Here is a 26,020-nt window from a genome sequence, read left to right as displayed (position 1 = left end):
ATGATTTTTTATCGAAGTTGGTCACCAGTACAGGCTTTGTCTTTTGATTTAGACGATACCCTTTATGACAACTGGCCTTACATTAAGCGAGCCGAGCAATGGTTGACTGACTATCTCAAAGAGCAGGTACACGCCACTGCGCATCTTACGCATAGTCAGTGGCAAGCTTACAAGCGAAAGGTTATTAAGCGAGATCCGCGTTTAAAAGGGGATGTAAGTGCTTGCCGTGTTGCTTGGTTACACCTCGCTTTTACCGAACATGGCATGGCCGACAATGAAGCTAGCCAGCTCGCTCAAGAGATTTTCCAACAGTTTTTAGCGGTGCGCAGTGATTTTGAGGTACCTGCAGAGAGTCTTGCTTTGTTGCAAGCCTTGGCGCAGCGCTACCGCTTGGTGGCCATAACTAACGGTAATGTTGATATTGCCAGCATCGGCTTAGGCGGTTTGTTTGAATTAGAGCTTAAAGCTGGCGGCCAATTTAGAGCTAAACCAGCAGCTGATATGTACCAGTATGCTTGTCAGCAATTACAGCTTGCACCACAACAAATCGCTCACGTTGGCGACCATTGCATTACCGATGTAGCAGGTGCTACCAAAGCAGGTTATCGCTCAATTTGGCTTAATCAATACAGCCAACAAGCGCGAAAACTACAAGCGCTTCCCGATATTGAAATAAGCCAACTGGCACAACTGCAATACCTGTTATAATATACAGGTGTTTTTACCCCTCAAGAGAATTCCATGGATATTTCCGAGCTGTTAGACGGCCTTAATGAAAAGCAGCGTGAAGCCGTTGCTGCGGCGCCAAGCAATATGTTACTGCTGGCGGGTGCCGGTAGTGGCAAAACGCGAGTATTGGTGCATCGCATCGCGTGGTTAATGCAGGTTGAGAATGTCTCGCCGCTATCGATTTTGTCGGTAACCTTTACCAATAAAGCGGCGGCTGAAATGCGCTCGCGAGTAGAGAAGTTAGTGGGAAGCCGCTTTCAAGGTATGTGGATGGGCACCTTCCACTCTTTAGCGCATCGCTTATTGCGTGCGCATTATCGCGATGCCGGTTTACCCGAAGATTTTCAGATTATTGATTCCGACGATCAATACCGCCTGTTACGCCGTTTAATTAAAGCCATGAACTTGGATGAAAAACAGTGGCCAGCCAAGCAAGTGCAATGGTATATCAATGCGCGCAAAGACGAGGGGCAGCGTGCCGAGCACGTTGATTACAGTAATAATCCGATTGAGCGGCAGCAACTAGAAATTTATAAAGCCTATCAGCAAGCCTGTGACCGCTCCGGCTTGGTGGACTTTGCCGAGCTATTGCTACGCGCTCACGAATTGTGGTTAAAGCAGCCGCATATTTTGCAGCACTACCAACAGCGCTTTCGTCATATCTTGGTAGACGAGTTTCAAGATACCAACACCATTCAATATGCCTGGTTACGAATGTTGGTTACCGAGCATAATAACATCACCATCGTGGGTGATGATGACCAGTCTATTTATGGTTGGCGTGGTGCAAAAATCGAAAATATTCAAAGCTTTGAATTAGATGTGCCAAAGGTAAATACCATTCTCCTAGAGCAAAACTATCGAAGCAGCGCCAATATTCTTAAAGCCTCTAATCAGCTAATCGAAAATAACCAAGGGCGCATGGGTAAGAGCTTGTGGACCGATGACAAAGAAGGCGAGTTAATCTCGATTTACACCGCCTTTAATGACATTGATGAAGCGCGCTTTGTGGTAGCGCGTATTCAACAGCGAGTAGAGCAACATGGTGCTAGTTTGTCTGACTGTGCCATTTTGTATCGTAATAATGCCCAATCGCGGGTATTGGAAGAAGCCTTGATGCAAGAGCGTTTGGCCTATCGAATTTATGGCGGTTTACGCTTCTTCGAGCGCCAAGAAATTAAAGATGCACTCGCCTACCTCAGATTAATTAGTAACCCCCACGATGACGCCTCCTTTGAGCGAGTGGTAAATACCCCAACCCGTGGCATTGGCCAACGTACTATCGAGCTGCTGCGTCAAGCTGCGCGTGAGCAACAGCTTAGCTTGTGGCAGGCAGTAGACTATTGTTTGCAACACAATGCCTTATCTGGCCGAGCGGCCAACGCGGTGAAGCAGTTTGTTGAGTTGCTAGGGCAATTAAAGCTACAAACTCAAGAAATGGCCTTAGGTGAGCAAACCGATTACGTGATTAAAGGCTCTGGCTTATTGGCAATGTATCAAGCCGAGAAAGGTGAGAAGGCTCAAGCTCGAGTAGAAAACTTAGACGAACTGGTTACCGCTACTCAGCAGTTTACCCAAATGGAAGAAGACCAAGATCTTTCTCCCTTGGTGGCCTTTTTATCTCATGCCGCCTTAGAAGCTGGCGACAATCAAGCAGAAGCCGATGAAGCAGCGGTGCAGCTAATGACCTTGCACAGCGCTAAAGGTTTGGAATTCCCAGTGGTGTTTTTGGTGGGCGTTGAGGAAGGCATGTTCCCAAGCCAGCAGTCGGCCGAAGAATCTGGTCGCTTAGAAGAAGAGCGCCGACTTTGTTATGTTGGCATGACCCGAGCTATGGAAAAGCTTTACCTCTGTCATGCCGAAAGTCGCCGTTTGTGGGGCAAAGAAGTATTTCATCCACCGTCGCGTTTTTTAAGAGAATTACCCAGCGAATGTTTGGACGAAGTGCGCTTAAATACAGCGGTAAGCCGACCGGTTCAACAAGGGCGGTTTTCTTCGCAAGTTCAACAAGCCGCCTTTGATGATAGTGGTTTTAGCCTGGGCCAGCGTGTATCGCACCCTAAGTTTGGCGCAGGTATTGTGCTTAACTACGAAGGTTCTGGGCAGCAAAGTCGTGTGCAGGTGCAGTTTGAAGAAGCTGGCGCCAAATGGCTGGTATTGGCTTACGCCAGACTAGAAGCCATTTAACTAAGCCTATAATTAATGGTGAACCAAGCAGCCTAACTCGGCTGCTTTTTTTGTTTGCGTTTGTTACCAACAGCGTCCCAAGTAAATACCGCTAAACCCAACCAAATAAAGGCAAAGGTGAGTAGTTTCATTGGCTCAAGCGGCTCACCATAAACGCTGGTGGCCAGCATAAACATCAGTGATGGGCCAATGTATTGAAAAAAGCCAATGGTTGATAAGCGTAAACGGGTGGCTGCGGCTGCAAAACATAACAATGGCAGAGTTGTGACAATGCCTGCGCTAAGCAGTAGCGCATTTAAACCTAAACTGTTGTTAACTAAGTGACTGGTAGAAGAATCGGCAAATATCCACAAATACGCGGCGGCCAATGGCAACAGCCATAGTGTTTCTACAAATAAACCTGGTAAAGCGCCCAAGTTAACTTTTTTGCGTAACAAGCCGTATAAACCAAAACTTACCGCTAGGCTGATTGCAATCCAAGGTAGGGAGCCATAGCTAATTACTTGAATCAATACACCAATCAAAGCCAAACCAATGGCAAGCCATTGAGCACGACGAAAACGTTCGCCCAAGAACAGCATACCCAGTACCACGTTAAATAGTGGGTTGATGTAATAGCCTAAACTGGCATCGAGCATACGATCGTTGTTCACTGCCCAAATAAAAATTAGCCAATTAATGCCAATTAGTACCGAGGTAAGTGCCAATATTGCCAATTGCTTGGGGTGCTTGATTACGGCGCTCACCGCCGACCACTGTTTACCTACGGCTAGCATCACCGCAACAAAAACGCAGGACCATAGCACCCGGTGCGCTAAAATCTCGTATGCTGGTACAGCACTTAAGCTCTTAAAATAAATAGAGGCAAAACCCCACATAATGTACGCGGCGAGAGCAAATATAACGCCGTGTTTAGTGGCTTGATTAGGCATAAACAATGAAAAAGGAAGAAAAGTCAGCGTAGTGTAGCAGGCAGGTGGTTAAGCAGCCATATATTAGCAGTCTAAGTTTTGTCAGCCAGCTAGACAGCCGAAGCGGCTTCGCAATATAGCTTACTCCAAATTTTATGTAGTTGCGGTTCTGCTTGGCACAATGTGTCGATTTTCTGAATGATGGTTTTGCTCTGGCTATTTTGTGCTTCTAGCAACAGATGGAGCAGATGACCTAATACACCATGCACAAAACGTTCATTTAAGGGTTCGTGATAGCTTTGCCAAGCCCGAACACAGCTATAGCCGGGAATGATGTCTTTCGCGTAGCTAGATAAAATGCGCATTGGCCAAGGGCGTTGAATCTCATCTTGAGTATTCAAACATTCTAGTAAGGGTTGCTGGATATGCAGGTAACGCAATAGGCAGCGATCGCGCTCATTTAGGCAATCATCATGGATTTGTTCGAAATGCTGTAAGTCTTGTTCTGGTTTTTCAAATATTCCTAGTTGCTTACACTCAACAATGCGGTAGTCGGGGAAGTGGGCAAAATCGCCATAACCTTCTAGCTCGTGTTCGAGCCATTGGTCTAAGTCTTCTAGCTGTAAGTCGGCATTAATCTTTTTTACTTCTAGTAGCACGCTATTTAAAGTATTGATTAACAAAGAGGAGCTGTAAGTTGTGCTCATTATTTTACTAGCCTGTGCCGCAGTCGATGTCCTAATTCAGTATAGCCCTAACTGAGCGGAAACCATCAACATTGAATTGATATTTCGACAAAAATTCCTTTTTTGATGGCAAGTTTGCTGCACTAACCCACTAAGTAAGTACCGGTGCCAAAGGCGATGTGAGTGCCTTCTTGATTGTGCAGCTCCATACGTGCAACGGTAACCTTATTGCCGGAGCGAATTATCTCGGCAGAGGCGTAAAACACTTCACCAATACCTGGACGCAGATAGTCGATGCGCAGATCAATGGTGCCGGTTTTAGAGATGCGCGTAGACAGCTCTTTACAGGATAGATTTTCCAAACGTTTTACTGCCGCTGCTGCGGCGGTCATTCCGCCGGCTACATCTAAAATGGTTGCGGTGACGCCACCATGCAAGATGCCGTGTATCGGATTGCCCACTAGTTTTGGGTCCATGGGCAGTTTTAGTTTTACTCCGGTCGCGCTGTAATCCACTAGTTCGATGCCAAGTAATTGATTAAAAGGCATTTGATTGATGAAGGTGTCGGCGATGGCTTGGCGCCACTTTTGTTGTCTTGGGCTGGTCATGCTGTATCCATACAAAATTAAACGCTTGTTTAAATACTGTATAGCGAGAAAAGAATAAAGGCAAACCAAGACAAGCCGCCATAGCTTGATTACAATGTGCGACCGATTAGCCACACTCTGTTTTTGGATTTCTAGCCTTAATGCAACGCGCCCAGCAAGTTTTACAAGATGTATTTGGTTTTGCCGAGTTTAGAACTGGGCAGGCTGCGGTGATCGAGCGCTTGTTAGATAACAAAGATTGCTTGGCAATTATGCCAACGGGTGGCGGAAAATCACTGTGTTACCAGATCCCCGCGTTGGTTAAGCCAGGTTTAACCGTCGTGGTGTCGCCGCTTATCTCCTTAATGAAAGACCAAGTAGATAGCTTGCAACACAATGGTGTTAGCGCCGCGTATTTAAACTCAAGCTTAGAACGTGAGCAGCAGTTTCAAATTTATCGTAGTTTGCAGCAGGGCGATTTAAAACTGTTATACATCTCTCCCGAGCGGTTGATCAATGGCGATTTAATTGAGCGCTTACAAGCGATGCCTCTGGCAATGTTTGCCATCGATGAAGCGCATTGTATTTCTCAGTGGGGGCACGATTTTCGGCCAGAATATAATGCCCTTGGTTGCTTAAAACAAAACTTTCCTAATGTGCCTTTAGTGGCCTTAACGGCTACCGCTGACGATACCACCCGCCAAGACATACTGCAGCGGCTTGGATTGCCTGATGCCTTCACTCTAGTATCAAGTTTTGACCGACCGAATATTCGCTACACCCTACAAGAAAAGTATCGCCCTTGGCAGCAGCTTAGCGATTACGTAAAACGCCGTAAGGAAGATAGTGGCATTGTTTATTGCAGTAGCCGAAAACGGGTCGAAGAATTAGCCTTAAAACTTAGTGCAGAAGGTATTCGCTGCGCGGCTTATCATGCTGGTTTGCCTATCGATCAGCGCCAATTAGTGCAAGAGCAATTTCAGCGTGATGAAGTAGAGGTAGTTGTGGCTACCGTTGCTTTTGGTATGGGCATCGACAAACCTAACGTACGTTATGTTTTTCACTATGACATTCCTCGTAACATAGAAGCCTACTATCAAGAAACCGGCCGCGCGGGCCGAGATGGTACCGAAGCCGAAGCGGTGTTTTTGTACGATCCCGCCGATGCCAACTGGGTGCGGCGAATGATTGATGAAAACGAGAATGAACAACAGCGCCAGGTTGAGAGCCATAAATTTAACGCTATTGTCGCCTTTGCCGAGGCGCAAACTTGTCGGCGTCAGGTATTGCTTAACTACTTTGGTGAATACCTCGCCAAGCCCTGCGGTAACTGTGATGTATGCTTAGATCCGCCTAAGCAATATGATGGCTTACAAGATGCGCAAAAAGCCTTGTCTTGTGTTTATCGGCTTGGCCAGCGTTTTGGCATTGGTTATGTGATTGAAGTGCTGCGTGGCAGCATGGGCCAGCGTATTTTAGAACAGGGTCATGATAAGCTTTCTACTCATGGTATTGGTAAAAGCGCCAGTCACGAGCATTGGATGAGTGTGCTGCGTCAGCTTATTCATTTAGGTTTGTTGCAGCAAAATATTGCGCGTAGCTCGGTACTACAATTGACTGAAGCAGCACGACCATTTTTAAAAGGTGAACAGCCCTTATCACTGGCTGTGCCCCGCTTAAATACCACTAAGCAAAGTAAAAAAGCCACTAGTTACGGTGTTTATGATAAACGATTATTCGCTTTGTTACGTAATTTAAGGAAGCGTTTAGCCGACGAGGAGTCGGTGCCGCCGTTTGTGGTGTTTAACGACGCCACATTAATAGAAATGGCCCAGCAGCAGCCACAAACCCAGCACGAGATGTTAGCCATAAGTGGCGTTGGTTTGAAGAAGCTAGAACGCTACGGTTATCAGTTTTTAGGTTTAATCGACCAGTATCAGGCCAGTTAAGACGCCGCCCTATTTAAGGATCGCAGATGGAATTTGTGAATCGTTTTTCCAATGAACTACCCGAGTTATGCCATCAGCAGCAGCCTACGCCGCTAAAAGATCCAGAGTTGGTGGCATATAGCCAGGCCGCTGCTGAGTTAATTGGCCTAGACAGTGAGTTTATGCAGGGAGAGCAGGCGCTTGGCCTAAGCGCTGGTAAGTTACTTATCGAAGGCATGCAGCCTGCCTCAACGGTATACGCTGGCCATCAGTTTGGTGGTTATACTCCGCAGCTGGGTGACGGTCGAGCCTTGCTACTTGGTGAAACAGTAAACGCGCAAGGTGAGTACTGGGAACTGCAACTTAAAGGTTCGGGTTTAACGCCTTTCTCTCGCCAAGGAGATGGTAAGGCAGTATTACGTTCTAGCATTCGCGAGTTTTTAGCTAGTGAAGCCATGGCCGCTTTGGGCATTGCAACAACCCGCGCATTAAGCTTAACGGTAGGTAGCGGTTTAGTGCAGCGTGAACGCTTTGAAAAAGAAGCTATGCTGCTACGTATGGCGCCTAGCCATATTCGTTTTGGTCATTTTGAATACCTGTATTACCAGCAACAAACTCAACCATTAAAACGCTTAGTAGACTTTTGCTTAAACCATTATTTTAGTGATTGTTTAACTGCCGAAAATCCGGTGCTAGCTATGTTAGAACAAGTTGTGGATAGCACCGCGTTGATGATTGCTAAGTGGCAGGCCGAAGGCTTTTGTCATGGTGTAATGAATACCGACAACATGTCGATTTTGGGCTTAACCATCGATTATGGCCCTTATGGGTTTTTAGATGACTACAACCCTAGACACGTGTGTAACCATAGCGACCATTATGGGCGTTATGCCTTTAATCAGCAGCCCGCTGTAGGTTTATGGAACTTACAACGTTTGGCACAAGCCTTGTCTGACTATGTACCCAGCGCTAAAACCGAGCCGCTTTGGATACGCTACCAGCAGAAAATCAATCAACATTACCAGCAGTTGATGCTGAATAAGTTAGGTTTAAGCCAGTGGCAAGATGACGATGAACAACTATTAGGTTTACTGCTTAAAGTTATCGCCGAACAAAAGGCTGATTACCACCAAAGCCTGCGTGCCTTGGCGCAGCAGCAAAACCAATTAACTAAACAATTGCCTGATGCTTGGCAGGCTTGGTTGAAGTTGTACCGCCTGCGCTGTCAGCAAAGTGATGTTGATGAGCAACAGCGGATATCAGGTATTCAGCAACACGTGCCTTTATACATATTGCGCAACTACTTGGCGCAGCAGGTGATAGAACAAGCGGAAAGTGGCAGTTATGAGCAGTTGCGCCAGCTGCATCAGGTACTCAATACTCCGTTTACTGAGCAAGCCGATGCTCAGCATTTTGCGGCTCCACCACCCGCTTGGGGCAAGTGCTTGGAGATATCATGCAGCAGCTAGCAAATGGCATAGAAGTATTATCGGAGCATGCGGTAGTTACTATTGCTAAGCAGTTCTCCGAATCTCAGTTTTTGGCTAATGCGCAGCAGTTTGTAAAGCAGCAACAATGGCAACACGCTTTTGTTGAACAAGGTGCCGATTGGCAAGTTTTAGGTTTTTATATTGAACAACAGTTATGGTGGTTTCGTTACGATGCACTAAGTCAGGGCGCTTGGTTTGAATGCGCCAATAGTGAGCATTTTCTCACGAGCTCTGCCCCATTATTGGTTGCCTTAAATCATGCCAATTTTGACTAAACAAAATTATATTTTTAGGCTGATTAAAATGTGATCCATTACAAGGTTTCCCGCAGGCTTATCTTCTATATTAATCCACCTGCCAACGTTGAGTTGTTTATTAATTCACCGTAAGGCCGCGAAAAGCAATGTCACGGAATGATGTTTTCCACAATAAGGGAACTGTTTGCTGCTCCAATTTCTTGCCTTTCTTTATATGTAAGTTACTGAATTAAAACTTATTTGTTGTTTTCTATTTAGCTTGTGAATTTTTCGCGAGAGAATTGCTGCTGTTTGTTAACAGAGTTATCCACAATTTGTAGCAGGCTATTACGCTTAGCTCTGGTGCATTTAGGGTGGCTGTGGCATCATCGAGCGCAATGAAAATCTGAACGATGGATCACGGTAATGGCAACCCTTCCCGACCAACCCCTAGTGCTTGTTGACGGCTCTTCTTATCTTTATCGCGCTTACTACGCTCCTCCTCATCTAACTAACTCTAAAGGTGAAGCCACCGGCGCAGTTTATGGCGTGGTGAACATGCTACGCAGTTTGCTTAAGCAATTTAAGCCAGAGCACATTGTGGTGGTGTTTGATGCCAAGGGTAAAACCTTTCGTGACGACATCTATAAAGAATACAAAGCCAATCGCCCTTCTATGCCGGATGATTTGCGCAGTCAAATTGCCCCTTTACACGCAGTAATTAAAGCGATGGGTTTGCCTCTAGTCGCCATTGAAGGTGTTGAAGCCGATGATGTTATTGGCACCTTGGCTAAGCAAGCTTCGGCCGAGAACAAAGCGGTAGTGATTAGCACTGGCGATAAAGACATGGCGCAGCTGGTGGATGAAAATATCACCTTGATTAATACCATGACCGATACGGTGATGGATCGTGCTGGCGTTATCGATAAGTTTGGCGTACCGCCGGAGCTGATTATTGATTACTTAGCGCTAATGGGCGACAAAGTAGATAACATTCCTGGCTTACCTGGGGTGGGTGAGAAAACTGCTTTGGCCATGTTGCAAGGCATTGGTGGCGTGGATGACTTATTGGCCGACCCAGACGCGGTTGCACCATTAGGTTTTCGCGGCTCTAAAACCATGCCTAAAAAGTTGCGTGAACATGCCGAAGATGCCCGTTTATCCTATTTATTAGCCACCATTAAATGTGATGTTGAAGTCGGTTTTAGCATGGATGACATGTTGCGTACCGAAGAAGATAAAGATGCGCTGATTAAATTATTCGGTGAATTGGAGTTTAAGCGCTGGCTGAGTGAAGCGCTTAGCCCATCAAGTAACAGCGCCGCAGCAGAACCAAATGCTGAGGCCGAAGTGGTTGCTCCTGCTGTTGAGCTTAAAGGTGAGTACGAGACTATTCTTACTAAGCAGCAGTTTGAAGAATGGTTTGAACGCTTAAATAGCGCTGAGCTTATCGCTATTGATACCGAAACCACCTCGCTTAACTACATGCAAGCTGAACTAGTGGGTTTATCTTTTGCCGTTGAAGCAGGCAAAGCGGCTTACTTACCGGTAGCTCACGATTATTTAGATGCGCCTGAGCAACTAGAGCGTGACTGGGTATTAGCGCAGCTTAAACCATTATTGGAAGATCCTAATAAAGCGAAAGTTGGCCAAAACCTTAAGTACGATGCCAGTGTGCTTGCACGCTACGACATTTCGCTCAAAGGCATTAAGTACGACACCATGTTGGAGTCCTATGTGCTCAATAGCACCATTACTCGCCACGATATGGACTCGTTGTCGTTGCAGTACTTGCAACACAAAACCATCAAGTTTGAAGACATCGCGGGTAAAGGCGCTAAACAGCTTACCTTCAATCAAATTGAACTTGAAACAGCAGCACCTTATGCAGCAGAAGATGCAGACGTTACCTTACGCTTACACCAAACTCTGTGGGCCAAGCTAGAGAAAGAGCCAAAGCTGAAAAGCTTATTCGAAGAAGTCGAGTTGCCTTTGGTCAGTGTATTATCGCAAACCGAGCGTCAAGGCGTGCGTATTGATAGCCAACGCTTAGCACAGCATAGTTTGTCTTTAGGCGAGCGTATCGACGGTTTAGAGAAGCAAGCACATGAACTAGCCGGTGAACCATTTAACTTAGGTTCCCCTAAGCAGCTGCAAACCATTTTGTTTGAAAAAATGGAATTGCCAGTCATTAAGAAAACCCCAAAAGGAGCGCCGTCTACTGCCGAAGAAGTGCTGCAAGAACTGGCGTTAGATTACAGTTTACCAAAAGTGATTTTAGAATATCGAAGCCTGTCTAAGCTAAAATCTACTTACACCGACAAATTGCCTAAAATGGTAGAGCCAAGCACTGGCAGAGTGCATACCTCTTATCATCAAGCGGTAACAGCAACGGGGCGCTTCTCATCTACCGATCCTAACTTGCAAAATATTCCTATTCGTCATGAAGAAGGACGTAAAGTACGTCAGGCTTTTGTACCTGCCGATGGTTACAAACTTGTCGCGATAGATTATTCACAAATTGAGCTGCGTATCATGGCGCATCTTTCTCAGGACGCTGGTTTGCTAAAAGCCTTTGCTGCCGGAGAAGACATTCATAAAGCCACTGCTGCAGAAGTATTTGGTAAAGAGCTAGAAGCAGTGAGCGGTGATGAGCGCCGCAGTGCCAAGGCGATTAACTTTGGCCTAATTTACGGTATGAGCGCCTTTGGTTTAGCCAAGCAGTTAGGCATTGCTCGAGCCGATGCGCAAAACTACATGAATCGTTATTTTGAGCGCTACCCTGCGGTGTTGGACTACATGGACAGCACCCGAGATTTTTGCCAAGAACACGGATATGTAGAAACCTTATTTGGCCGCCGCTTGTATTTGCCCGAAATTAATTCGCGTAACGGTATGCGTAAAAAAGCTGCTGAACGTGCTGCGGTAAACGCGCCAATGCAAGGAACCGCTGCCGACATTATTAAAAAGGCAATGATTGCGGTTGCTCAATGGCTAGATACTCAACCCAGTGAGCATTGTAAGATGTTAATGCAGGTTCACGATGAACTGGTATTTGAAGTATTAGAAAGCGAGTTGGATAAAGTTGTACCGAAGCTTACCGAGCTGATGGAGCAGGCAGTGACACTAGATTTACCACTCGTTGCCGAATCAGGTATTGGTGAAAACTGGGATGAAGCTCACTAGAGCTACATAGTGGAAGATAGCAAAGGAGGCGATGGCCTCCTTTTTTTTGCCTCAAGATTTTGCGAATTTTGGTAATTATGAAAACCTTTTTGCGTAATTTAAAAACCAACGTATACCTCTAAAGTGAAATTTCCTTACAGAAAGTGCTTTATTTTTCATCGATGATCCTCTAGAGTAACTCTTGTAGGGTACAGAGGTAAGATGTTCTATCTTTCAGACCTTTATTTCACGTAGTTGAAAAAGGCTATTTTGCCGCCCCGATGGGTTTCCATCGGGGCGTTTTTTTGTCTTAATGCCAGTGATTGCCTGCCTTCTCTCTTATTTTTTAAACTCCTTTATGCTCCTTGTCTAAGAGGGGGCTCTAGCTGTTGTTTCTTATTTTCTGATATTTGGTTGCTAAATTACGATATTTGGGAATTTTGTGTTCAAAATGCCACTGCTTGATGGTGTTTGATTGCTGTCGGTCTAAGGACTGGATGAATAACAAAAGCTTCTATGAAAGAAAATTGCACATTTTTAGAAAATTTTGTGAACTAATCGATTTTCAGAGAGTCATAATTAGTGCAATTGGAATAATAGTGCTTTCAGTTTTTAAGAATTTCTTTTCTTACATGCCTCATCGGACGATGGGGCTTTTTTTGCCTGCTGTTTAGTGCTGAGAGGTGCTGGTTTAGGCTCTGGATAGAAAAACGCCACGTTAAAGTGGCGTTTGGATTTAGCTAATAACTTGCTTACTCGTAGTAAGGCTTAATCACTTCAATCTTGCCGTTATCGTCAATGTTCAGCTCAGCCATCTTAATGCTGCGTAAGTGGGTTTGACCAGCCGACAAAGTGCTGTCGTGGTAGAACAAGAACCACTTGTCTTGGTACTTCACAATCGAGTGATGAGTTGTCCAACCTAGTACAGGCTCTAAGATAACGCCTTCATAGCGGAACGGCCCATAAGGTGAGTCACTGCTCGCGTAAGCAATTTTGTGGGTATCGCCTGTAGAGTAAGAGAAGTAGTAACGGCCGTTGTGCTTGTGCATCCATGGGCCTTCAAAATAGCGGCGTTCGTTGTCACCTGCTAGTAGCACATCGCCATTCTCATCGACAATTTCGATTTCCTTCGGCGTTTCAGCAAACTCCAGCATATCGTCAGTCATTTTAGCCACTAAGGGTTTTAGCGCTGGTTGGTCGTCGGCAGGGAACTGCTCTTCACCAAACTCGCCGTTGCGCCAGTTTTGTAATTGGCCACCCCATAAACCGCCAAAATACATGTAGTGACTACCGTCTTCGTCTTTGAATACTGCAGGGTCGATGCTAAAGCTGCCTTTAATCGCTTCTGCTTGAGGAGTGAAAGGTCCTTCAGGCTGATCGCCAACTGCTACGCCAATTTGGAAAATGCCATCGTAGTTGCGCGCAGGGAAGTATAAGTAGTACTTGCCATCTTTTTCTGCAGCGTCTGGCGCCCACATTTGTTTCTCTGCCCAAGGCACGTCTTTTACATCTAGCGCGTTACCATGGTCGGTGACTACGCCAAAAGGACGGTCTAATGAGAAAACATGGTAATCACGCATGTCAAAGTGATCGCCGTTGTCATTTAGTGGCTGACCGTTATCTACATCGTGAGAGGGATATACGTAAAGCTTGCCGTTAAATACATGGGCTGAAGGATCGGCGGTATACATATGCGTCACTAAGGCGCCACTAATCGGCTTTAGCTGATCGGCACGTGCTTTATCTGCTGCGGTTACCGCTTCCGCATCACTGATCTCGCTAGGTTCTTCTACCCTAGTCTTCGTTGCGTCATTCACGCTCATGGTATTTCCTCATTAAGTTTTTGCGTCAGTATAACGATCTCAAACTTGATAAGTTTTACGTTCTTCGGTAGCCCAATTGTAAAATTTGTCCCGCAAGCACAATTTGTCATTAAACTATGATCAAGTGCACAAGCAGTGGGATATTTCATGAAACACCATGAAATAAATGACGCGCGCTATGATGCGCTGGTTTGCTTTAAAAAGGAGTAAAGGTTGGAAGGTGAAAAGGAGCTCGCCGAAGCAGCGAGCATAGTCCGTCAGTTTATTCAGCGTCGCTTGGGGAATTTTCTAGATGTTCATCAAACCATCCCACTAAGGTGTTTTGGAGCACGTCTAAACCTTGTTTTTTCAAAGAAGAAAAAGCTTCTACTCGAACATTGCCACCAAATGCCTTAGCAGTCTCACGGCCCTTCAAAATCGCTGTTTTACGCGCGCCTTGTTTTAACTTGTCTGATTTAGTTAAAAGCGCGAGTACTGGCAATTCACAATCTACAGCCCATTGGATTAGACCAGCATCGGTATCTTTGAATGGATGGCGAATATCCATTAATACCACGATGCCTTTTAAGCTTTGGCGATCTTGTAAGTATTCAGAAAGTGACTTTTGCCACTGCTTTTTAACTTCCTCTGGTACTTGAGCAAAACCGTAGCCAGGTAAGTCAATTAGGCGAAAACCTTCGGATATTTCAAAAACGTTAATTAATTGAGTTCGACCTGGTGTTTTACTGGTTCGTGCTAAGCTTTTTTGACGAGTAAGGGTATTTAAAGCACTAGACTTACCCGCGTTTGAGCGTCCTGCAAAGGCGATTTCAATTCCACTATCTTCAGGCATAGCCTGAATATTAGGCGCGCTAGTTATGAAGTGGGTGTTTTGAAAATGATATTGCGCCATGGTTATGTTGAGCTCCACAAGGAAATTAGGGTAATACATTACGTTTTTGGCAAAATTGTGTAAAATAATGCCGTTACTGGACTCGCTAAGTGTATCATGGGCACCAGTGTGTGGTTTGGAATAATACTAATAAATGGAATGTCATGAAAAAACTTACCTTAGTTTTAATGTTAATGGCGGGTGTTGCCAGTCCGGTTTGGGCAAAGGGAGATGCTGCTGCTGGAGAGCAAAAAGCTGCAACTTGTAAAGCTTGTCACAATGACCAAGGTGAAGCTGCTGGTTATCCTAAATTAGAAGGCCAACACGCAGGCTACTTGGTTAAACAGTTAAAAGAATTTAAAGCCGGCGCTGCTAGCGGCGGTAAAGAAGGGCGCAACAACGCCGTAATGGGTGGTATGGCTTTGCCATTGTCTGAGCAAGACATGGAAGACTTAGCAGCCTATTATTCTGGCCAAGCGATGAGCCCAAATACCACTGCCCCAGAATATGTTGAAGCCGGTCAAATGCTTTACATGGGTGGCGATTTAGAACGTGGTATTGCTGCTTGTACTGCTTGTCATGGCCCACGAGGTGTTGGCCAAAGCTTAGCTGGCTTCCCACGAATTTCGTCGCAATATGCTGGTTACATTAAATCGCAATTGGAAATGTTCCGCAGCGGTGAACGTGACAACGACTTAAACGGTATGATGCGCGATGTTGCCGCTAAACTAAGTGATAAAGATATCGAAATATTGTCGCAATACTTAGGTGGCTTACACTAAGGTTTATCTGGGCAGCGCCCGCTGCCCAGCTGTTTTTGATTTATTATTCGCCATCTTCGTTCTAAGTGTTACACTTGCGCCCCTAAAAAATACGGCAAGGTGTTGATTGGTGAAATGCCCACTCTGTAGTGCCACATCATCCAAGGATTTTTATCGCAATAAACGTTGCCAATACTGGCATTGTTCAGAATGTGATTTGATCTTTGTAGACCCCGACGATGTACTCAGTACTGAAGCTGAAAAAGCCCAATATGACTTGCACAATAATGACCCGCAAGACCAAGGCTATTTAAACTTTTTACGGCGTTTAAGTGAGCCAGTGCTAAGTAAACTCACAGAGCCCGTTGTTGGCTTAGATTTTGGCTGTGGCCCAGGGCCGGCGCTGTGTGAATTGTTGGCGCAAGCAGGGCATCAGTTACTGAACTATGATCCAATATATTACCCCGATGAGCAGCGCCTAACCGAGACTTATCGCTTGGTCACTAGCAGCGAAGTGGTGGAGCATTTTAACCACCCAGCTCAGTCTTGGAAGCTGTTAACAGGCCTAGTGGCCGAAGCGGGGTTATTGGCCGTAATGACAAAACGCCATTGGGGAACGGAAGTGTTTCCACAGTGGCATTATAAAAATGATCCTACCCATGTAGCGTTTTACAGTGATAAAACCTTTACTTGGTTAGCTAATCATTATCAGATGAGATTGGAGATAGTTGGCCCCGACGTGGCGCTATTTCACAGAGGTAAATAAAATGTCTAGAAAAAAGAATCGTAAAGGCGGCTTAATTGGGGTGCGTAAAGACCCTGACTTTAAAGCTAAACGTGTTACTGCGCCGGATCGTAAAAAAATAGGTAAGGGCAAAGCCTCGGGCAGTCGTCAGCAAGAAGCAGAGTTAGTGCAGCAGCAAGCCGCTAATTCCCAGAAAAAAGACCCGCGCCACGGCAGTAAAGAGCCTGTAGTACTCGGTGTTGCCAAGCCTGCAGATAAACCTGCAGCTAAGCCCGCTAAAGCTAAAGCTAAAGCAAAAGCTAAAGTTGAACTCACACCTGAGAAAGAACTGGCGATGTTAGAAGCTGATACGCGTCTTGAAAGTCTTATCGATGTGTTAGATGAAGGCGGCGAAATTAGCAAACAAGAGCAGCAGTGGGTGGATAAACAATTAGCACGTCACGCTGAATTGCTAGCCGAACTAGGTTTGTCGGAAGAAGCCGAAGAAGCGGAAGCTTTAGATGATGATGAGCAATTATGGCGTTCATTAAATAGTTCTTCCTTGGATCAATATAAGGATTAGTCTTGATGGTTTGGTTAGCTGTCGCCGCAGTTATTATTGTTTCAGCCTTAGCCATTTATGCCGCCTTATTAGTAGGGCGCTTAATGGGGCAACAAAAAGTGATTAAAAACGCGGTTGCTAAGCGTAATCAAAACTTGGTAACCGATATTCGCTACATAGCAAAAGCCATGCAGGAAGACCGTTGTGGTTTGTCTGAGGGTGTGATCCGCATCAGCAATCTGTTGATTGCTTTGCAAACTCCGCAGCTAATTGATTGGGCGCAGCGCTACCCTGCTGTTTTTCAGTTATATAATGCGGTAAAAGAGTTACCCACTCATGAGGCGCGCAACAAACTGCCTTTGCAGCAGCGAATGCGCCAAGATCTGCAGCGTGAAGCAGAAGAAAAAGCCTTAGAGAAACAAATATTACAAGAAGCTGAAGCACTGGAACAACTCAGTGCCAAGGCACTCTAGGAGAGCACGTAAATGTCAGTAGCAATGGTGGATTGGGATCAGCAACTGATCGAGAAGTATAACTACTCGGGCCCGCGTTACACCTCTTACCCCACTGCCCTTGAGTTTAACGAAAACTTTGGTGAGCAAGAGTTTGGCATTGCTTGTGATAAGTTTCCTGAACGTGATTTATCGCTGTATGTGCACATCCCGTTTTGCCATAAGTTGTGTTACTACTGTGGTTGTAACAAGGTGATTACCCGTCATCAGCATAAGGCAGATATTTACTTAGACTATCTAGAACAAGAAATTCAGCTGCAAGCGCCACGTTTTAAGCAACGTAAAGTAAGCCAAATGCATTGGGGCGGCGGTACGCCTACTTATCTAGAGCCAGAGCAGCTTAAGCGCTTAACTAGTAAGCTATTTAGTCAGTTTGAATTTGCCGATAATGCCGAAGTTAGCATTGAGGTCGACCCACGCGAAATAGAACTTTCTACGATTAACCTGCTGGCTGAACTGGGCTTCAATCGCTTGAGCTTAGGTGTGCAAGATTTTAACAAGCAAGTGCAACAGGCAGTTAATCGCGAACAAGACGAAGCGTTTATTTTTGCCTTGGTAGAGCGCGCTAAGCAAGTTGGTTTTAATTCGGTAAATATTGACCTTATTTATGGTCTTCCGCATCAAACACGTGCGAGTTTCCAACAAACCTTAAGTCGCGTGCTGGATTTAAATCCAGACCGTTTGTCGGTATTTAATTATGCCCACTTGCCCAGTCGTTTTGCAGCGCAACGTAAAATAGATGAAAGCGCCATGCCAAGCAGCGACGAGCGTTTAGGCATTTTGCGCGATAGCATCGAGTTTTTAACTACTCACGGCTATCAGTTTATTGGCATGGATCATTTCGCTAAACCTGATGATGAACTAGCGATTGCTCAAAGTAAGGGTGAGTTACACCGTAATTTTCAGGGCTACACCACCCAAGGCGAAGCCGACTTACTGGGTTTAGGGGTGTCTTCTATTTCGATGTTGGGTGACGCTTACAGCCAAAACCAGAAAGATCTTAAAACCTACTACGCGCAAATCGACCAACAGGGGCATGCACAGTGGAAGGGAATTGCACTCAATCAAGATGATTTAATTCGTCGCGAATTGATTAAGACCCTGATATGCAATTTTCAACTGAGTTTTAAAGATATAGAGCAGCAGTTTGATTTAGATTTCCAGCAATACTTTGCTGAAGATATGCAGCTGCTAAAACCTTTTGTTGAAGATGGCCTAGTTAGTTTAAGTGCCGATGCCTTGCAGGTAACCAACAAAGGACGCTTGCTGATTCGTAACATTTGCATGTGCTTTGATGTGTACTTTAGAAGCCAAGCGCGGCGCCAGCAATTCTCAAGAGTGATATAACATTGCGGAGCTTAGGCTCCGCTTTTTGTTAGTGGCTTAAACACTCGTGGTAAGAGTCGGCCAGTTGTTGCAGCAATTCAAAGTAGCCGTTTTTGTCATTGCTTACGCTAATCCCTAGAGGGTCGAGCAAGCTAATTTGCGCACCACTATGTTGGCTAATGCTTTCTAGCAATGCACCATCAAATTGGGGTTCAGCAAAGATACATTTGGCTTTGCCTTGCTCTAACTGCTGGCGAATATTCAGCAAGCTTTTAGCGCCAGGACGACGCTGCGGGTTAATGGTAAATTCACCTAAACGATTTAAGCCAAACTCGCGTTCAAAATAACTATAACCATCGTGAAAAACAAAATAGCCTTGCTGTTTTACCGCTTGGAGTTGCTGATTAATATCGCTCACTACCTTTGCTAGCTCTTGATTAAAGCGTTCAAGCTGCTGCTCTAATTTGGCTTTATCTTCGGGCATTTTAGCAATTAACTGCTCGGTAATTGCAGCGGCAATAAGCTTAGCTTCATTGGGGCCTAACCAAATGTGCGGGTCTACTTCATGGTGGTGGTCACCATGGTGGTGATCGTGGCCTTCATCGCCATCAATTAGTTCTAGCTGGGGTATGTCTAGCAGCGCTAGTTGGCTGGCACTGGTTTGGCTAAGCGGTTTACTTAAGAATGGCTCTAGCTCTTCACCTACCCAAATAACTAAATCGGCCTGGCGCAATGCACGTACATCCGATGGACGCAGCGCATAATCGTGCGGCGATACATTGGGGCTTACTAGGTAATCAACATTGAGTTCACCTTCACTTAAGCTACTAACAATGAGTTGCAAAGGTTTAATACTAACTAAGATGTTTGGGCTAGTGGCCCAGCTTGGTATAGCGAAGAACATCAGAACAAAAAGCAGGTTACGCATACAAGATTTTGAGAGTGATTTGGTAAAATAATACGATAGTGTAACATCTAGTGTAGAATAGCGCGCCCTAGTAAACGCCACTGGGGCTTATTCAGCTAGTTATCTATAGGATGCAGGATTGACCACTTTACTTTCGCTTAACAATATTTGCGTTAGCTTTGACCAGCGCATGGTTCTCGACCATGTCTCGTTGGAGTTGAACCGTGGTCAAATTACCACATTAATTGGCCCTAACGGTGCCGGTAAAAGCACCTTGATTAAGGTTATTTTGGGCCTTATTTCTGCAGACTCAGGTGATATTACTCGTGCTTCAAAGCTACGTATTGGTTATGTACCGCAAAAAATCAGTTTAGATGAATCGTTCCCACTCACCTTGGAGCGCTTTCTTAAGCTAGCTCGGCATTCTTCTAAGCCAGGTTTAACTAAGGTTATTCGCCAGCTTAGTATTGATAGCTTGCTAAAGCGGCAAATGGTGCGTTTGTCTGGCGGCGAAATGCAGCGAGTATTGTTGGCGCGGGCCTTGTTGGGTGAGCCGCAACTGCTGGTATTAGACGAACCCGTGCAGGGAGTCGACATCTCTGGGCAGATAGAGCTTTATCAATTGATTGCTGATATCGCCCAGCAAATGGGGTGCGGGGTGCTGTTGGTCTCTCATGATTTGCATTTGGTAATGGCGGGCACCGACCATGTAATTTGTTTAAATCACCATGTTTGCTGTCATGGGGAGCCCGAGAGCGTGGCTCAACATCCAGAATTCGCACGGCTTTTTGCGCAAAACGAACGCCAACAGCTTGCCGTTTATACCCATCACCATGTTTGTGACGATCACGACCATAACCACAATCATCAGCCAAGCACTGAAGAGAACAACTAGCACATGGACGATTTTTTAGTAAATGCTTTATTGGCAGGCTTAGGTATTGCGGTATTAGCGGGGCCGCTGGGCTCATTTATGGTGTGGCGCCGTTTAGCTTATTTTGGCGATACCTTGGCGCATGCCTCGTTATTAGGGGTAGCGCTAGGTTTATGGTTGCAAATCAACCCGGTGATAGCGGTGGTCTTTAGCGGGGTTATGCTGGCTATAATTTTGTTATCACTGCAACGCTACAAGCAACTAGCCAGTGATACTTTACTGGGGATTATGGCGCATTCGGCTTTGTCTTTAGGTTTAGTCGTGGTTGCCTTAATGGACAATGTGCGCATTGACCTAATGGCCTATTTGTTTGGTGATTTGCTAGCGGTAACTCAACAAGATTTATTGTGGATTTGGGGCGGCGGTGCCTTAGTGCTTGGCTTATTGCTGAGCCAGTGGAACAAGCTATTATCGGCCACGGTGAATGAGCAAATCGCCGAGGTGGAAGGCGTAAACGTGGGCATGATGCGTGCGCTGCTGTTGCTATTATTGGCGGTGGTTATTGCAATAGCCATGAAAATAGTTGGCGCATTAATTATTAGTTCGCTGTTGTTGATTCCTGCTGCAACGGCCCGTCGTTTAAGCCGCTCTCCCGAGCAAATGGCATTGTTTGCCATCGCCTTTGGCGCTATCTCAGTAGTGCTTGGTTTGTGTTTGTCTTGGTATCAAGATACGCCTGCGGGGCCATCGGTAGTGGTATGCGCCGCGCTGCAATTTTTATTAGTTCATAGTTTAGTTAAAGTGCAAAAATAATGGCCGACTCTTTAGTTACTCCAGTAAGTGATTCAATTGAGCAAGCCGTTGCCACACTTAAGCAAGGCTTGGTATTAGCCTACCCAACAGAAGCGGTTTACGGCCTTGGCTGTGACCCCGATAAGCAAGCGGCAGTAGAACAAATTTTGGCAATAAAACGCCGGCCTGTTGAAAAGGGGCTTATATTGCTCGCCTCCGAGTTAGAGCAACTATTGCCTTACATCGATTATGCTGCGTTATCTGCCGAACAGCAGCAGCTGTTAGTGAGTGTTCAAGCGCGGCCAACTACTTGGTTAGTGCCAGTATCTACCAAAACACCAAAGTGGATTAGTGGGCAGTTTAGCTCAGTGGCGGTGCGGTTAACTCAGCATCCTGTTGTTGCAAAGCTATGTGCCGGTTTAGGTAAGCCAATTGTGTCTACTTCGGCCAATTACAGTGGCGAAGCCCCGGCCGAAACTGCGCAGCAAGCGGCTAAGTTGCAGGGCTTGGGTTTGGCATTAGACGGAGCGTTGGGCGCCGCTAAACAAACTAGCCAAATAAAAGACATTTTTACTGGGCAAGTGATCCGCGCCTAGATTGAATACAGGAAGCCTTATGCAAGACGTTGATATCGAAGCCGTTCGCCAATTCTTTCTCACGCTACAACAATCCATCTGTCAGCAACTAGAATCACAAGATGGCGCAGGAACATTTTTGCATGATGATTGGCAGCGTGACCCAGCCGAGCATAAAGGCTTAACTGGCGAGGGCCGTACTCGGGTGCTTACTAATGGTAAGGTATTTGAGCAAGCGGGAGTCAACTTCTCTCATGTTTGCGGCAAAGAAATGCCAGCTTCCGCTACCGCACAGCGCCCAGAGTTGGCTGGCCGTCACTTTGAAGCGATGGGGGTCTCCTTGGTGATTCACCCAAACAATCCGATGGTACCTACTTCACATGCTAACGTGCGCTTCTTTGTGGCAGAAAAAGAAGGTGAAGAACCAATTTGGTGGTTTGGTGGTGGTTTCGATTTAACCCCGTATTACGGCTTTGATGAAGATTGTATCTCGTGGCATCAAACCGCAGCTGATTTATGCCAACCCTTTGGTGAAGATGTTTATCCTAAATATAAAGCTTGGTGTGATCGTTATTTCTTCCTAAAACATCGTAACGAAACGCGGGGTGTAGGAGGCTTATTTTTTGATGATCTCAATGAAGCTGGTTTTGCCCAGAGTTTTGCTTTTACTCAAGCTGTTGGCGAGGGCTTCTTAAATGCCTATTTGCCGATTGTAGAGCGACGTAAAGACAGCCCGTTTGGCGAGCAACAACGAGATTTTCAATTGTATCGTCGTGGCCGCTATGTTGAGTTTAATTTGGTTTACGATCGCGGAACCTTGTTTGGCCTGCAATCGGGTGGTCGTACGGAATCCATCTTAATGTCCTTACCGCCCTTGGTGAAGTGGCAGTATAACTGGCAGCCGGAATCAGGTAGCCCAGAAGAGCGTTTATATCAACGTTATTTGGTTCCGCAAAACTGGTTAGAGATGGCGAGCTAAACACTGTAAAAAAACCGACTTATTTTCTTGCAAGAATGTCGACTATGGATTAATTATTTTAACTGTTGGGTTTTACGTCCCCCACTTTTGATGATTTTTTTTTAGTTGAGTCTGAGCTATGAATGGATCGTTTTCGGCAAAACGCCGATTTGCAGATGATAAAAACTTTCGCCGCGGCTTTTCTCGCAGCGGCGCCTTCACCATTAAAGAAGCCGAGTTACTTGAGCGCTGCGGTAGCGCGTTTAAAGAGCTTGATGAATCTATCCGCGAGCCCGTGGATGATATTGAATCTCATTTTGTATCGGTATGCCGTGGCGATGCCGAGCCCGAAACCGCTGAGCAGAAGGTCTGGCTTAAATATAAAAAGCTTACTGGCCGCAAAGCATTTCATGGTTTAGTGAGTAATCCGCCTAAAGCCAGTGTGACCGAAACAGCCGCTAACAGCGATGATGACGATGTTGAAGAGGTAGATGGTCCCGAGATTGACGACGAAGATTAATTATTGCGCCGTTACTGGGTTAATTTTTCAACTTTGTACTTTGGCTTTTTCTTAAAGCCTTGTTAAGGTGCGTTATTATTTGTTTTAGTAGCGCACCTAATGGATTTATACGCAGTATTTGGCAACCCAATTAGCCAGTCGAAGTCTCCTTTCATTCATACTTTGTTTGCTCGCCAAACCCAGCAGCAGTTAAGTTATACCGCCATTGAACCAGCAGAAGACGGCTTTGCAGACGCTCTTGCTAAATTTTGGCAAGAAGGCGGGAAGGGCTGCAATGTTACTGCGCCATTTAAAGAGCAAGCTTTCCAAGCTGCACAGCAACATACCGAGCGGGCTTTATTAGCTGGAGCGGTGAACACGCTAAAATTAACCGATGACGGTATTATTCTTGGCGATAATACCGACGGCGCTGGGTTAGTTGCAGATTTAATTGCCAACTTCGGCGAACTAAAAGATTTGCGTGTATTGTTGTTAGGCGCGGGCGGTGCTGCGCGTGGGGTAATCCGTCCTTTATTAGATGAGCAAATTAGCGAGCTGGTAATTGTTAACCGCACGGTGGCTAAAGCCGAAGCGCTTGCCGAGCGCTTTAGTGAGTTTGGTAAGGTCTCTAGTAGTTCTTTCGAAGACTTGTCAGGTCAGTTTGATATCATCATTAACTCTACTTCGGCAGGCCTTAAGGGGCAGCTTCCGCCATTAAAGGCACAGTTAATTCAAGCCACCACTCGATGTTATGACATGACCTACTCAGCCGATGTTACCGCCTTTAATGCTTGGGCCGCAGAGCAAGGAGCAGCAAAAGTGGTTGATGGTTTAGGCATGCTGGTGGGCCAAGCCGCCGAAAGCTTCACCGTTTGGCGCGGTATTCGTCCTGGTTTTCGTCAGGTGTTACGCGAATTACGCCGCAACCTTAGTCGTTAGCCCTTATCTCCATTCCTATGTGTGGAATGTTGTCTTCAAGGTAGGGCTCGCTGCAGATAACAAAACCAAGGCCTTGATAGAAATCTTCCAGATAGCGTTGTGCAGAAATGTGAATGTTAGCGTTGGGCCAGTGTTGTTGGCATTGGCTTATAGCTTGCTGCATAAGTTGTTGCCCTAGCCCCTTGCCCCTTGCGCTGGCTTTGGTGACAACTCTGCCGATATGAGCACTTAATGGCTCACTGGTATAGATACGTGCATAAGCTACTAGTTCGCCATCTTGATAGGCCATTACATGCTTCGCCTGCAAGTCTTTTCCATCGGCGTCTTGATAGGGGCAATTTTGTTCAACAACAAACACTTCTTCGCGCAGCATCATCATTTGATAAAGCTGTAGGGTATTAAGTTGATTAAAGGCCAAGCATTGCCAAGTTATCATCTAATTTTCACTTGCAGTTTGTCGGTTCAATGGCAACACTTTAAGAACAGCGCGCAGAAAAAACAACTAGTCCAGAACAGCGCGCAGAAAAAACAACTAGTCCGTTGCCGGAGTAAATAAATTATGAATCAAGCCATTATAATAAGTGACGATCAACGTTGGCAGGCTGTTAATCAGTGTGTTGAATTTAGCGCTCAGGTAATGGGTGCGCGAGTGCAATGTGCTGTTCGTAAAACTACCCTCGAGCATTTGGTGGGACTACCGCTAACTAACGACGATAAAATGCTCGAGGCTTATCATAGTGTTCAATTTGATATCGAAGAACTGCTAGAGCAAAAGCTACAGCAGGAAGACTTCGAGCCTAATGGCGAAATTATTGTTTAAGCCTGTTCTTCTAGGTACTTTTGTTTCAGGCGCACGTAGTTGTCGGCCGATTCGCTTAAAAAGGCTTTCTCTTTCTCATTCAAAGGGCGAGCCTGTTTAGCCGGGCTGCCCATATACAAGTAACCAGACTCTAAACGTTTATGAGGCGGTATCAAGCTACCTGCTCCGATCATTACATCATTTTCAACCACCACACCGTCTAACACTATTGCGCCCATGCCCACCAATACACGGTTGCCAATGGTGCAACCATGTAGCATGGCTTTGTGACCTATGGTGACATCCTCACCAATAATCAAAGGGTAGCCATAAGGTGGGTTTTCTGTTTTACGGGTTACGTGCAAAACGCTGCCGTCTTGAACGTTAGAGCGTGCCCCAATTTGAATATGATTCACGTCACCGCGTGCTGCTACCATAGGCCAGATACTTACGTCATCGCCAAGTTTTATCTCACCGTACAATACAGCACTGGGATCTACCCATACTTCTTTACCTAAAATAGGGCTAAATCCAGAAAATGACTTCACACTCATTGCTTACTCCGCTGTCGGTCCTTATATAAAACCCAGCTTACGACATCCCTTCCTCAATACAAATAGTGAGATAGACTTAAATACCAGCAATACGACTAATTAGCTAAGCCATGACTATCTAAAGTATTAGATAGAAAATAGCGCATTGGTGAAAACGAAAGGTATGTTTTGGGCACTTATTTGCCTCTACAGAGAGTGAATATGGCGATTAAAGTGTAATTAATAAGCGTTTGGAGCGAATATTGTTCATAAAGGCAGTTATTTTAATTTTTCTGTAATAAATGCTTGCGCTATAAAATCTGATCCCTATAATGCACCTCCACTGACACGGCACGCAGCGCACTAAAGCGAAGCAAGGCTACGTCAGGGTTAGCAAGGCCTAGGGCTGAGTTGACCGGTTGAAAAACTTCTTCTTAATTAATATTAAAAAGCGGTTGACAGCCACAGAGGAAAGCGTAGAATGCGCACCTCGCTTCGGCAACGAAGCAACGCTCTTTAACAATTTATCAAGCAATCTGTGTGAGCACTCACAGGACCTTAAGCGAAAAAATTAAGCTTAAGTGAACTGGAGTCTTGCACTGTAAAACACAGTAATAATTTCAGTTTTTAACTTTGAGCGAAAAAA

Annotated in this window: 26 protein-coding genes; 18 read left to right on the top strand and 8 right to left on the bottom strand. The window is 45.6% G+C overall.

Annotated features, from left to right (window positions below; translation table 11 throughout):
- Window positions 1-708, top strand: coding sequence for an HAD-IA family hydrolase (locus tag LQZ07_RS23360; RefSeq protein WP_152785417.1), 708 nt, complete (start codon window positions 1-3; stop codon window positions 706-708).
- A 33-nt stretch (window positions 709-741) separates the two neighbouring features.
- On the top strand, window positions 742-2,916 hold the full coding sequence (gene uvrD / locus LQZ07_RS23355; RefSeq protein WP_152785419.1) for a DNA helicase II: 2,175 nt from the start codon (window positions 742-744) through the stop codon (window positions 2,914-2,916).
- A gap of 32 nt (window positions 2,917-2,948) precedes the next feature.
- Here the strand turns inward: uvrD and rarD are convergent, their stop codons facing one another.
- The 3 genes from rarD to LQZ07_RS23340 all read right to left on the bottom strand — a co-directional run bounded on the left by rarD (window position 2,949) and on the right by LQZ07_RS23340 (window position 5,121).
- Window positions 2,949-3,848: an EamA family transporter RarD gene (rarD, locus tag LQZ07_RS23350; RefSeq protein WP_152785421.1), complete on the bottom strand. Its 900-nt coding sequence runs from the start codon at window positions 3,846-3,848 to the stop codon at window positions 2,949-2,951.
- Between the two features lie 89 nt (window positions 3,849-3,937).
- Window positions 3,938-4,534: a hypothetical protein gene (locus tag LQZ07_RS23345; RefSeq protein WP_152785423.1), complete on the bottom strand. Its 597-nt coding sequence runs from the start codon at window positions 4,532-4,534 to the stop codon at window positions 3,938-3,940.
- A gap of 122 nt (window positions 4,535-4,656) precedes the next feature.
- Window positions 4,657-5,121, bottom strand: coding sequence for a thioesterase family protein (locus tag LQZ07_RS23340; RefSeq protein WP_152785424.1), 465 nt, complete (start codon window positions 5,119-5,121; stop codon window positions 4,657-4,659).
- 140 nt (window positions 5,122-5,261) lie between these two features.
- Here LQZ07_RS23340 and recQ point away from each other — a divergent pair, with 140 nt between their 5' ends.
- From recQ to polA, 4 genes are all read left to right on the top strand, one after another.
- Window positions 5,262-7,049, top strand: a complete 1,788-nt coding sequence (gene recQ, locus LQZ07_RS23335) for a DNA helicase RecQ (protein ID WP_152785426.1) — start codon at window positions 5,262-5,264, stop codon at window positions 7,047-7,049.
- 26 nt (window positions 7,050-7,075) lie between these two features.
- Window positions 7,076-8,497: a YdiU family protein gene (locus LQZ07_RS23330; RefSeq protein ID WP_152785428.1), complete on the top strand. Its 1,422-nt coding sequence runs from the start codon at window positions 7,076-7,078 to the stop codon at window positions 8,495-8,497.
- Window positions 8,485-8,793, top strand: a complete 309-nt coding sequence (locus LQZ07_RS23325) for a hypothetical protein (RefSeq protein ID WP_152785430.1) — start codon at window positions 8,485-8,487, stop codon at window positions 8,791-8,793. Before LQZ07_RS23330 ends, LQZ07_RS23325 begins: the two co-directional genes overlap by 13 nt.
- Window positions 8,794-9,180: 387 nt before the next feature.
- The gene (gene polA, locus LQZ07_RS23320; RefSeq protein WP_152785432.1) at window positions 9,181-11,940 is read left to right on the top strand and encodes a DNA polymerase I; all 2,760 of its coding nucleotides are present in this window, start codon (window positions 9,181-9,183) and stop codon (window positions 11,938-11,940) included.
- Between the two features lie 731 nt (window positions 11,941-12,671).
- Here the strand turns inward: polA and LQZ07_RS23315 are convergent.
- On the bottom strand, window positions 12,672-13,742 hold the full coding sequence (locus tag LQZ07_RS23315) for a glycoside hydrolase family 43 protein (RefSeq protein ID WP_152785434.1): 1,071 nt from the start codon (window positions 13,740-13,742) through the stop codon (window positions 12,672-12,674).
- A gap of 262 nt (window positions 13,743-14,004) precedes the next feature.
- Window positions 14,005-14,640 (bottom strand): ribosome biogenesis GTP-binding protein YihA/YsxC, encoded by a 636-nt coding sequence (gene yihA / locus LQZ07_RS23310; protein ID WP_371923312.1) that lies wholly within the window; start codon window positions 14,638-14,640, stop codon window positions 14,005-14,007.
- A 137-nt stretch (window positions 14,641-14,777) separates the two neighbouring features.
- On the opposite strand from yihA, the gene LQZ07_RS23305 reads away from it, so the two are divergent.
- The 5 genes from LQZ07_RS23305 (at window position 14,778) to hemN (ending at window position 18,519) form a co-directional block, all read left to right on the top strand.
- Window positions 14,778-15,395 carry a cytochrome c gene (locus LQZ07_RS23305; protein WP_016400051.1) on the top strand — a complete coding sequence of 206 codons (618 nt, stop codon included), beginning with the start codon at window positions 14,778-14,780 and terminating at the stop codon, window positions 15,393-15,395.
- Between the two features lie 109 nt (window positions 15,396-15,504).
- A complete protein-coding gene (locus LQZ07_RS23300; protein WP_040306722.1) occupies window positions 15,505-16,140 on the top strand; it encodes a methyltransferase domain-containing protein in 636 nt (211 codons plus the stop codon).
- Window position 16,141: 1 nt separating this feature from the next.
- Window positions 16,142-16,681, top strand: a complete 540-nt coding sequence (gene yihI, locus LQZ07_RS23295) for a Der GTPase-activating protein YihI (RefSeq protein ID WP_152785438.1) — start codon at window positions 16,142-16,144, stop codon at window positions 16,679-16,681.
- 5 nt (window positions 16,682-16,686) lie between these two features.
- The gene (locus tag LQZ07_RS23290) at window positions 16,687-17,133 is read left to right on the top strand and encodes a DUF2489 domain-containing protein (protein ID WP_016400048.1); all 447 of its coding nucleotides are present in this window, start codon (window positions 16,687-16,689) and stop codon (window positions 17,131-17,133) included.
- 12 nt (window positions 17,134-17,145) lie between these two features.
- Entirely contained in the window at window positions 17,146-18,519 is a 1,374-nt protein-coding gene (gene hemN / locus LQZ07_RS23285) for an oxygen-independent coproporphyrinogen III oxidase (protein ID WP_152785440.1), read from the top strand.
- 28 nt (window positions 18,520-18,547) lie between these two features.
- Here the strand turns inward: hemN and znuA are convergent, their stop codons facing one another.
- Window positions 18,548-19,426: a zinc ABC transporter substrate-binding protein ZnuA gene (gene znuA, locus LQZ07_RS23280; RefSeq protein WP_152785442.1), complete on the bottom strand. Its 879-nt coding sequence runs from the start codon at window positions 19,424-19,426 to the stop codon at window positions 18,548-18,550.
- A 118-nt stretch (window positions 19,427-19,544) separates the two neighbouring features.
- On the opposite strand from znuA, the gene znuC reads away from it, so the two are divergent.
- From znuC to aroE, 6 genes are all read left to right on the top strand, one after another.
- Window positions 19,545-20,300: a zinc ABC transporter ATP-binding protein ZnuC gene (gene znuC, locus LQZ07_RS23275; protein ID WP_152785444.1), complete on the top strand. Its 756-nt coding sequence runs from the start codon at window positions 19,545-19,547 to the stop codon at window positions 20,298-20,300.
- Window positions 20,301-20,303: 3 nt separating this feature from the next.
- Window positions 20,304-21,092 (top strand): zinc ABC transporter permease subunit ZnuB, encoded by a 789-nt coding sequence (znuB, locus tag LQZ07_RS23270; RefSeq protein WP_152785446.1) that lies wholly within the window; start codon window positions 20,304-20,306, stop codon window positions 21,090-21,092.
- Window positions 21,092-21,667: a Sua5/YciO/YrdC/YwlC family protein gene (locus LQZ07_RS23265; protein ID WP_152785448.1), complete on the top strand. Its 576-nt coding sequence runs from the start codon at window positions 21,092-21,094 to the stop codon at window positions 21,665-21,667. The genes znuB and LQZ07_RS23265 overlap by 1 nt, the downstream gene beginning before the upstream one ends.
- A gap of 19 nt (window positions 21,668-21,686) precedes the next feature.
- Window positions 21,687-22,625 (top strand): oxygen-dependent coproporphyrinogen oxidase, encoded by a 939-nt coding sequence (gene hemF / locus LQZ07_RS23260; protein WP_152785449.1) that lies wholly within the window; start codon window positions 21,687-21,689, stop codon window positions 22,623-22,625.
- A 118-nt stretch (window positions 22,626-22,743) separates the two neighbouring features.
- Window positions 22,744-23,124, top strand: coding sequence for a DUF413 domain-containing protein (maoP, locus tag LQZ07_RS23255; RefSeq protein ID WP_016400041.1), 381 nt, complete (start codon window positions 22,744-22,746; stop codon window positions 23,122-23,124).
- 99 nt (window positions 23,125-23,223) lie between these two features.
- Window positions 23,224-24,042 carry a shikimate dehydrogenase gene (gene aroE, locus LQZ07_RS23250; protein ID WP_152785451.1) on the top strand — a complete coding sequence of 273 codons (819 nt, stop codon included), beginning with the start codon at window positions 23,224-23,226 and terminating at the stop codon, window positions 24,040-24,042.
- Here aroE and LQZ07_RS23245 read toward each other — a convergent pair.
- Window positions 24,032-24,478, bottom strand: a complete 447-nt coding sequence (locus LQZ07_RS23245; protein WP_016400039.1) for a GNAT family N-acetyltransferase — start codon at window positions 24,476-24,478, stop codon at window positions 24,032-24,034. The two genes, aroE and LQZ07_RS23245, sit on opposite strands and share 11 nt — an antisense overlap.
- A 123-nt stretch (window positions 24,479-24,601) precedes the next feature.
- Between LQZ07_RS23245 and LQZ07_RS23240 the strand changes: the two genes are divergently transcribed.
- On the top strand, window positions 24,602-24,862 hold the full coding sequence (locus LQZ07_RS23240) for a DUF1488 domain-containing protein (protein WP_152785453.1): 261 nt from the start codon (window positions 24,602-24,604) through the stop codon (window positions 24,860-24,862).
- Here the strand turns inward: LQZ07_RS23240 and LQZ07_RS23235 are convergent.
- Window positions 24,859-25,395: a gamma carbonic anhydrase family protein gene (locus LQZ07_RS23235; RefSeq protein WP_152785455.1), complete on the bottom strand. Its 537-nt coding sequence runs from the start codon at window positions 25,393-25,395 to the stop codon at window positions 24,859-24,861. The two genes, LQZ07_RS23240 and LQZ07_RS23235, sit on opposite strands and share 4 nt — an antisense overlap.
- Window positions 25,396-26,020 lie beyond the last annotated feature (625 nt).

It is taken from the genome of Agarivorans sp. B2Z047 (genome assembly GCF_023373605.1).
In the GTDB taxonomy this organism is placed as follows: domain Bacteria; phylum Pseudomonadota; class Gammaproteobacteria; order Enterobacterales; family Celerinatantimonadaceae; genus Agarivorans; species Agarivorans albus.
The sequence above is the reverse complement of the archived record's forward strand: the minus strand, read 5'-3'. Positions and strand labels throughout refer to the sequence as shown.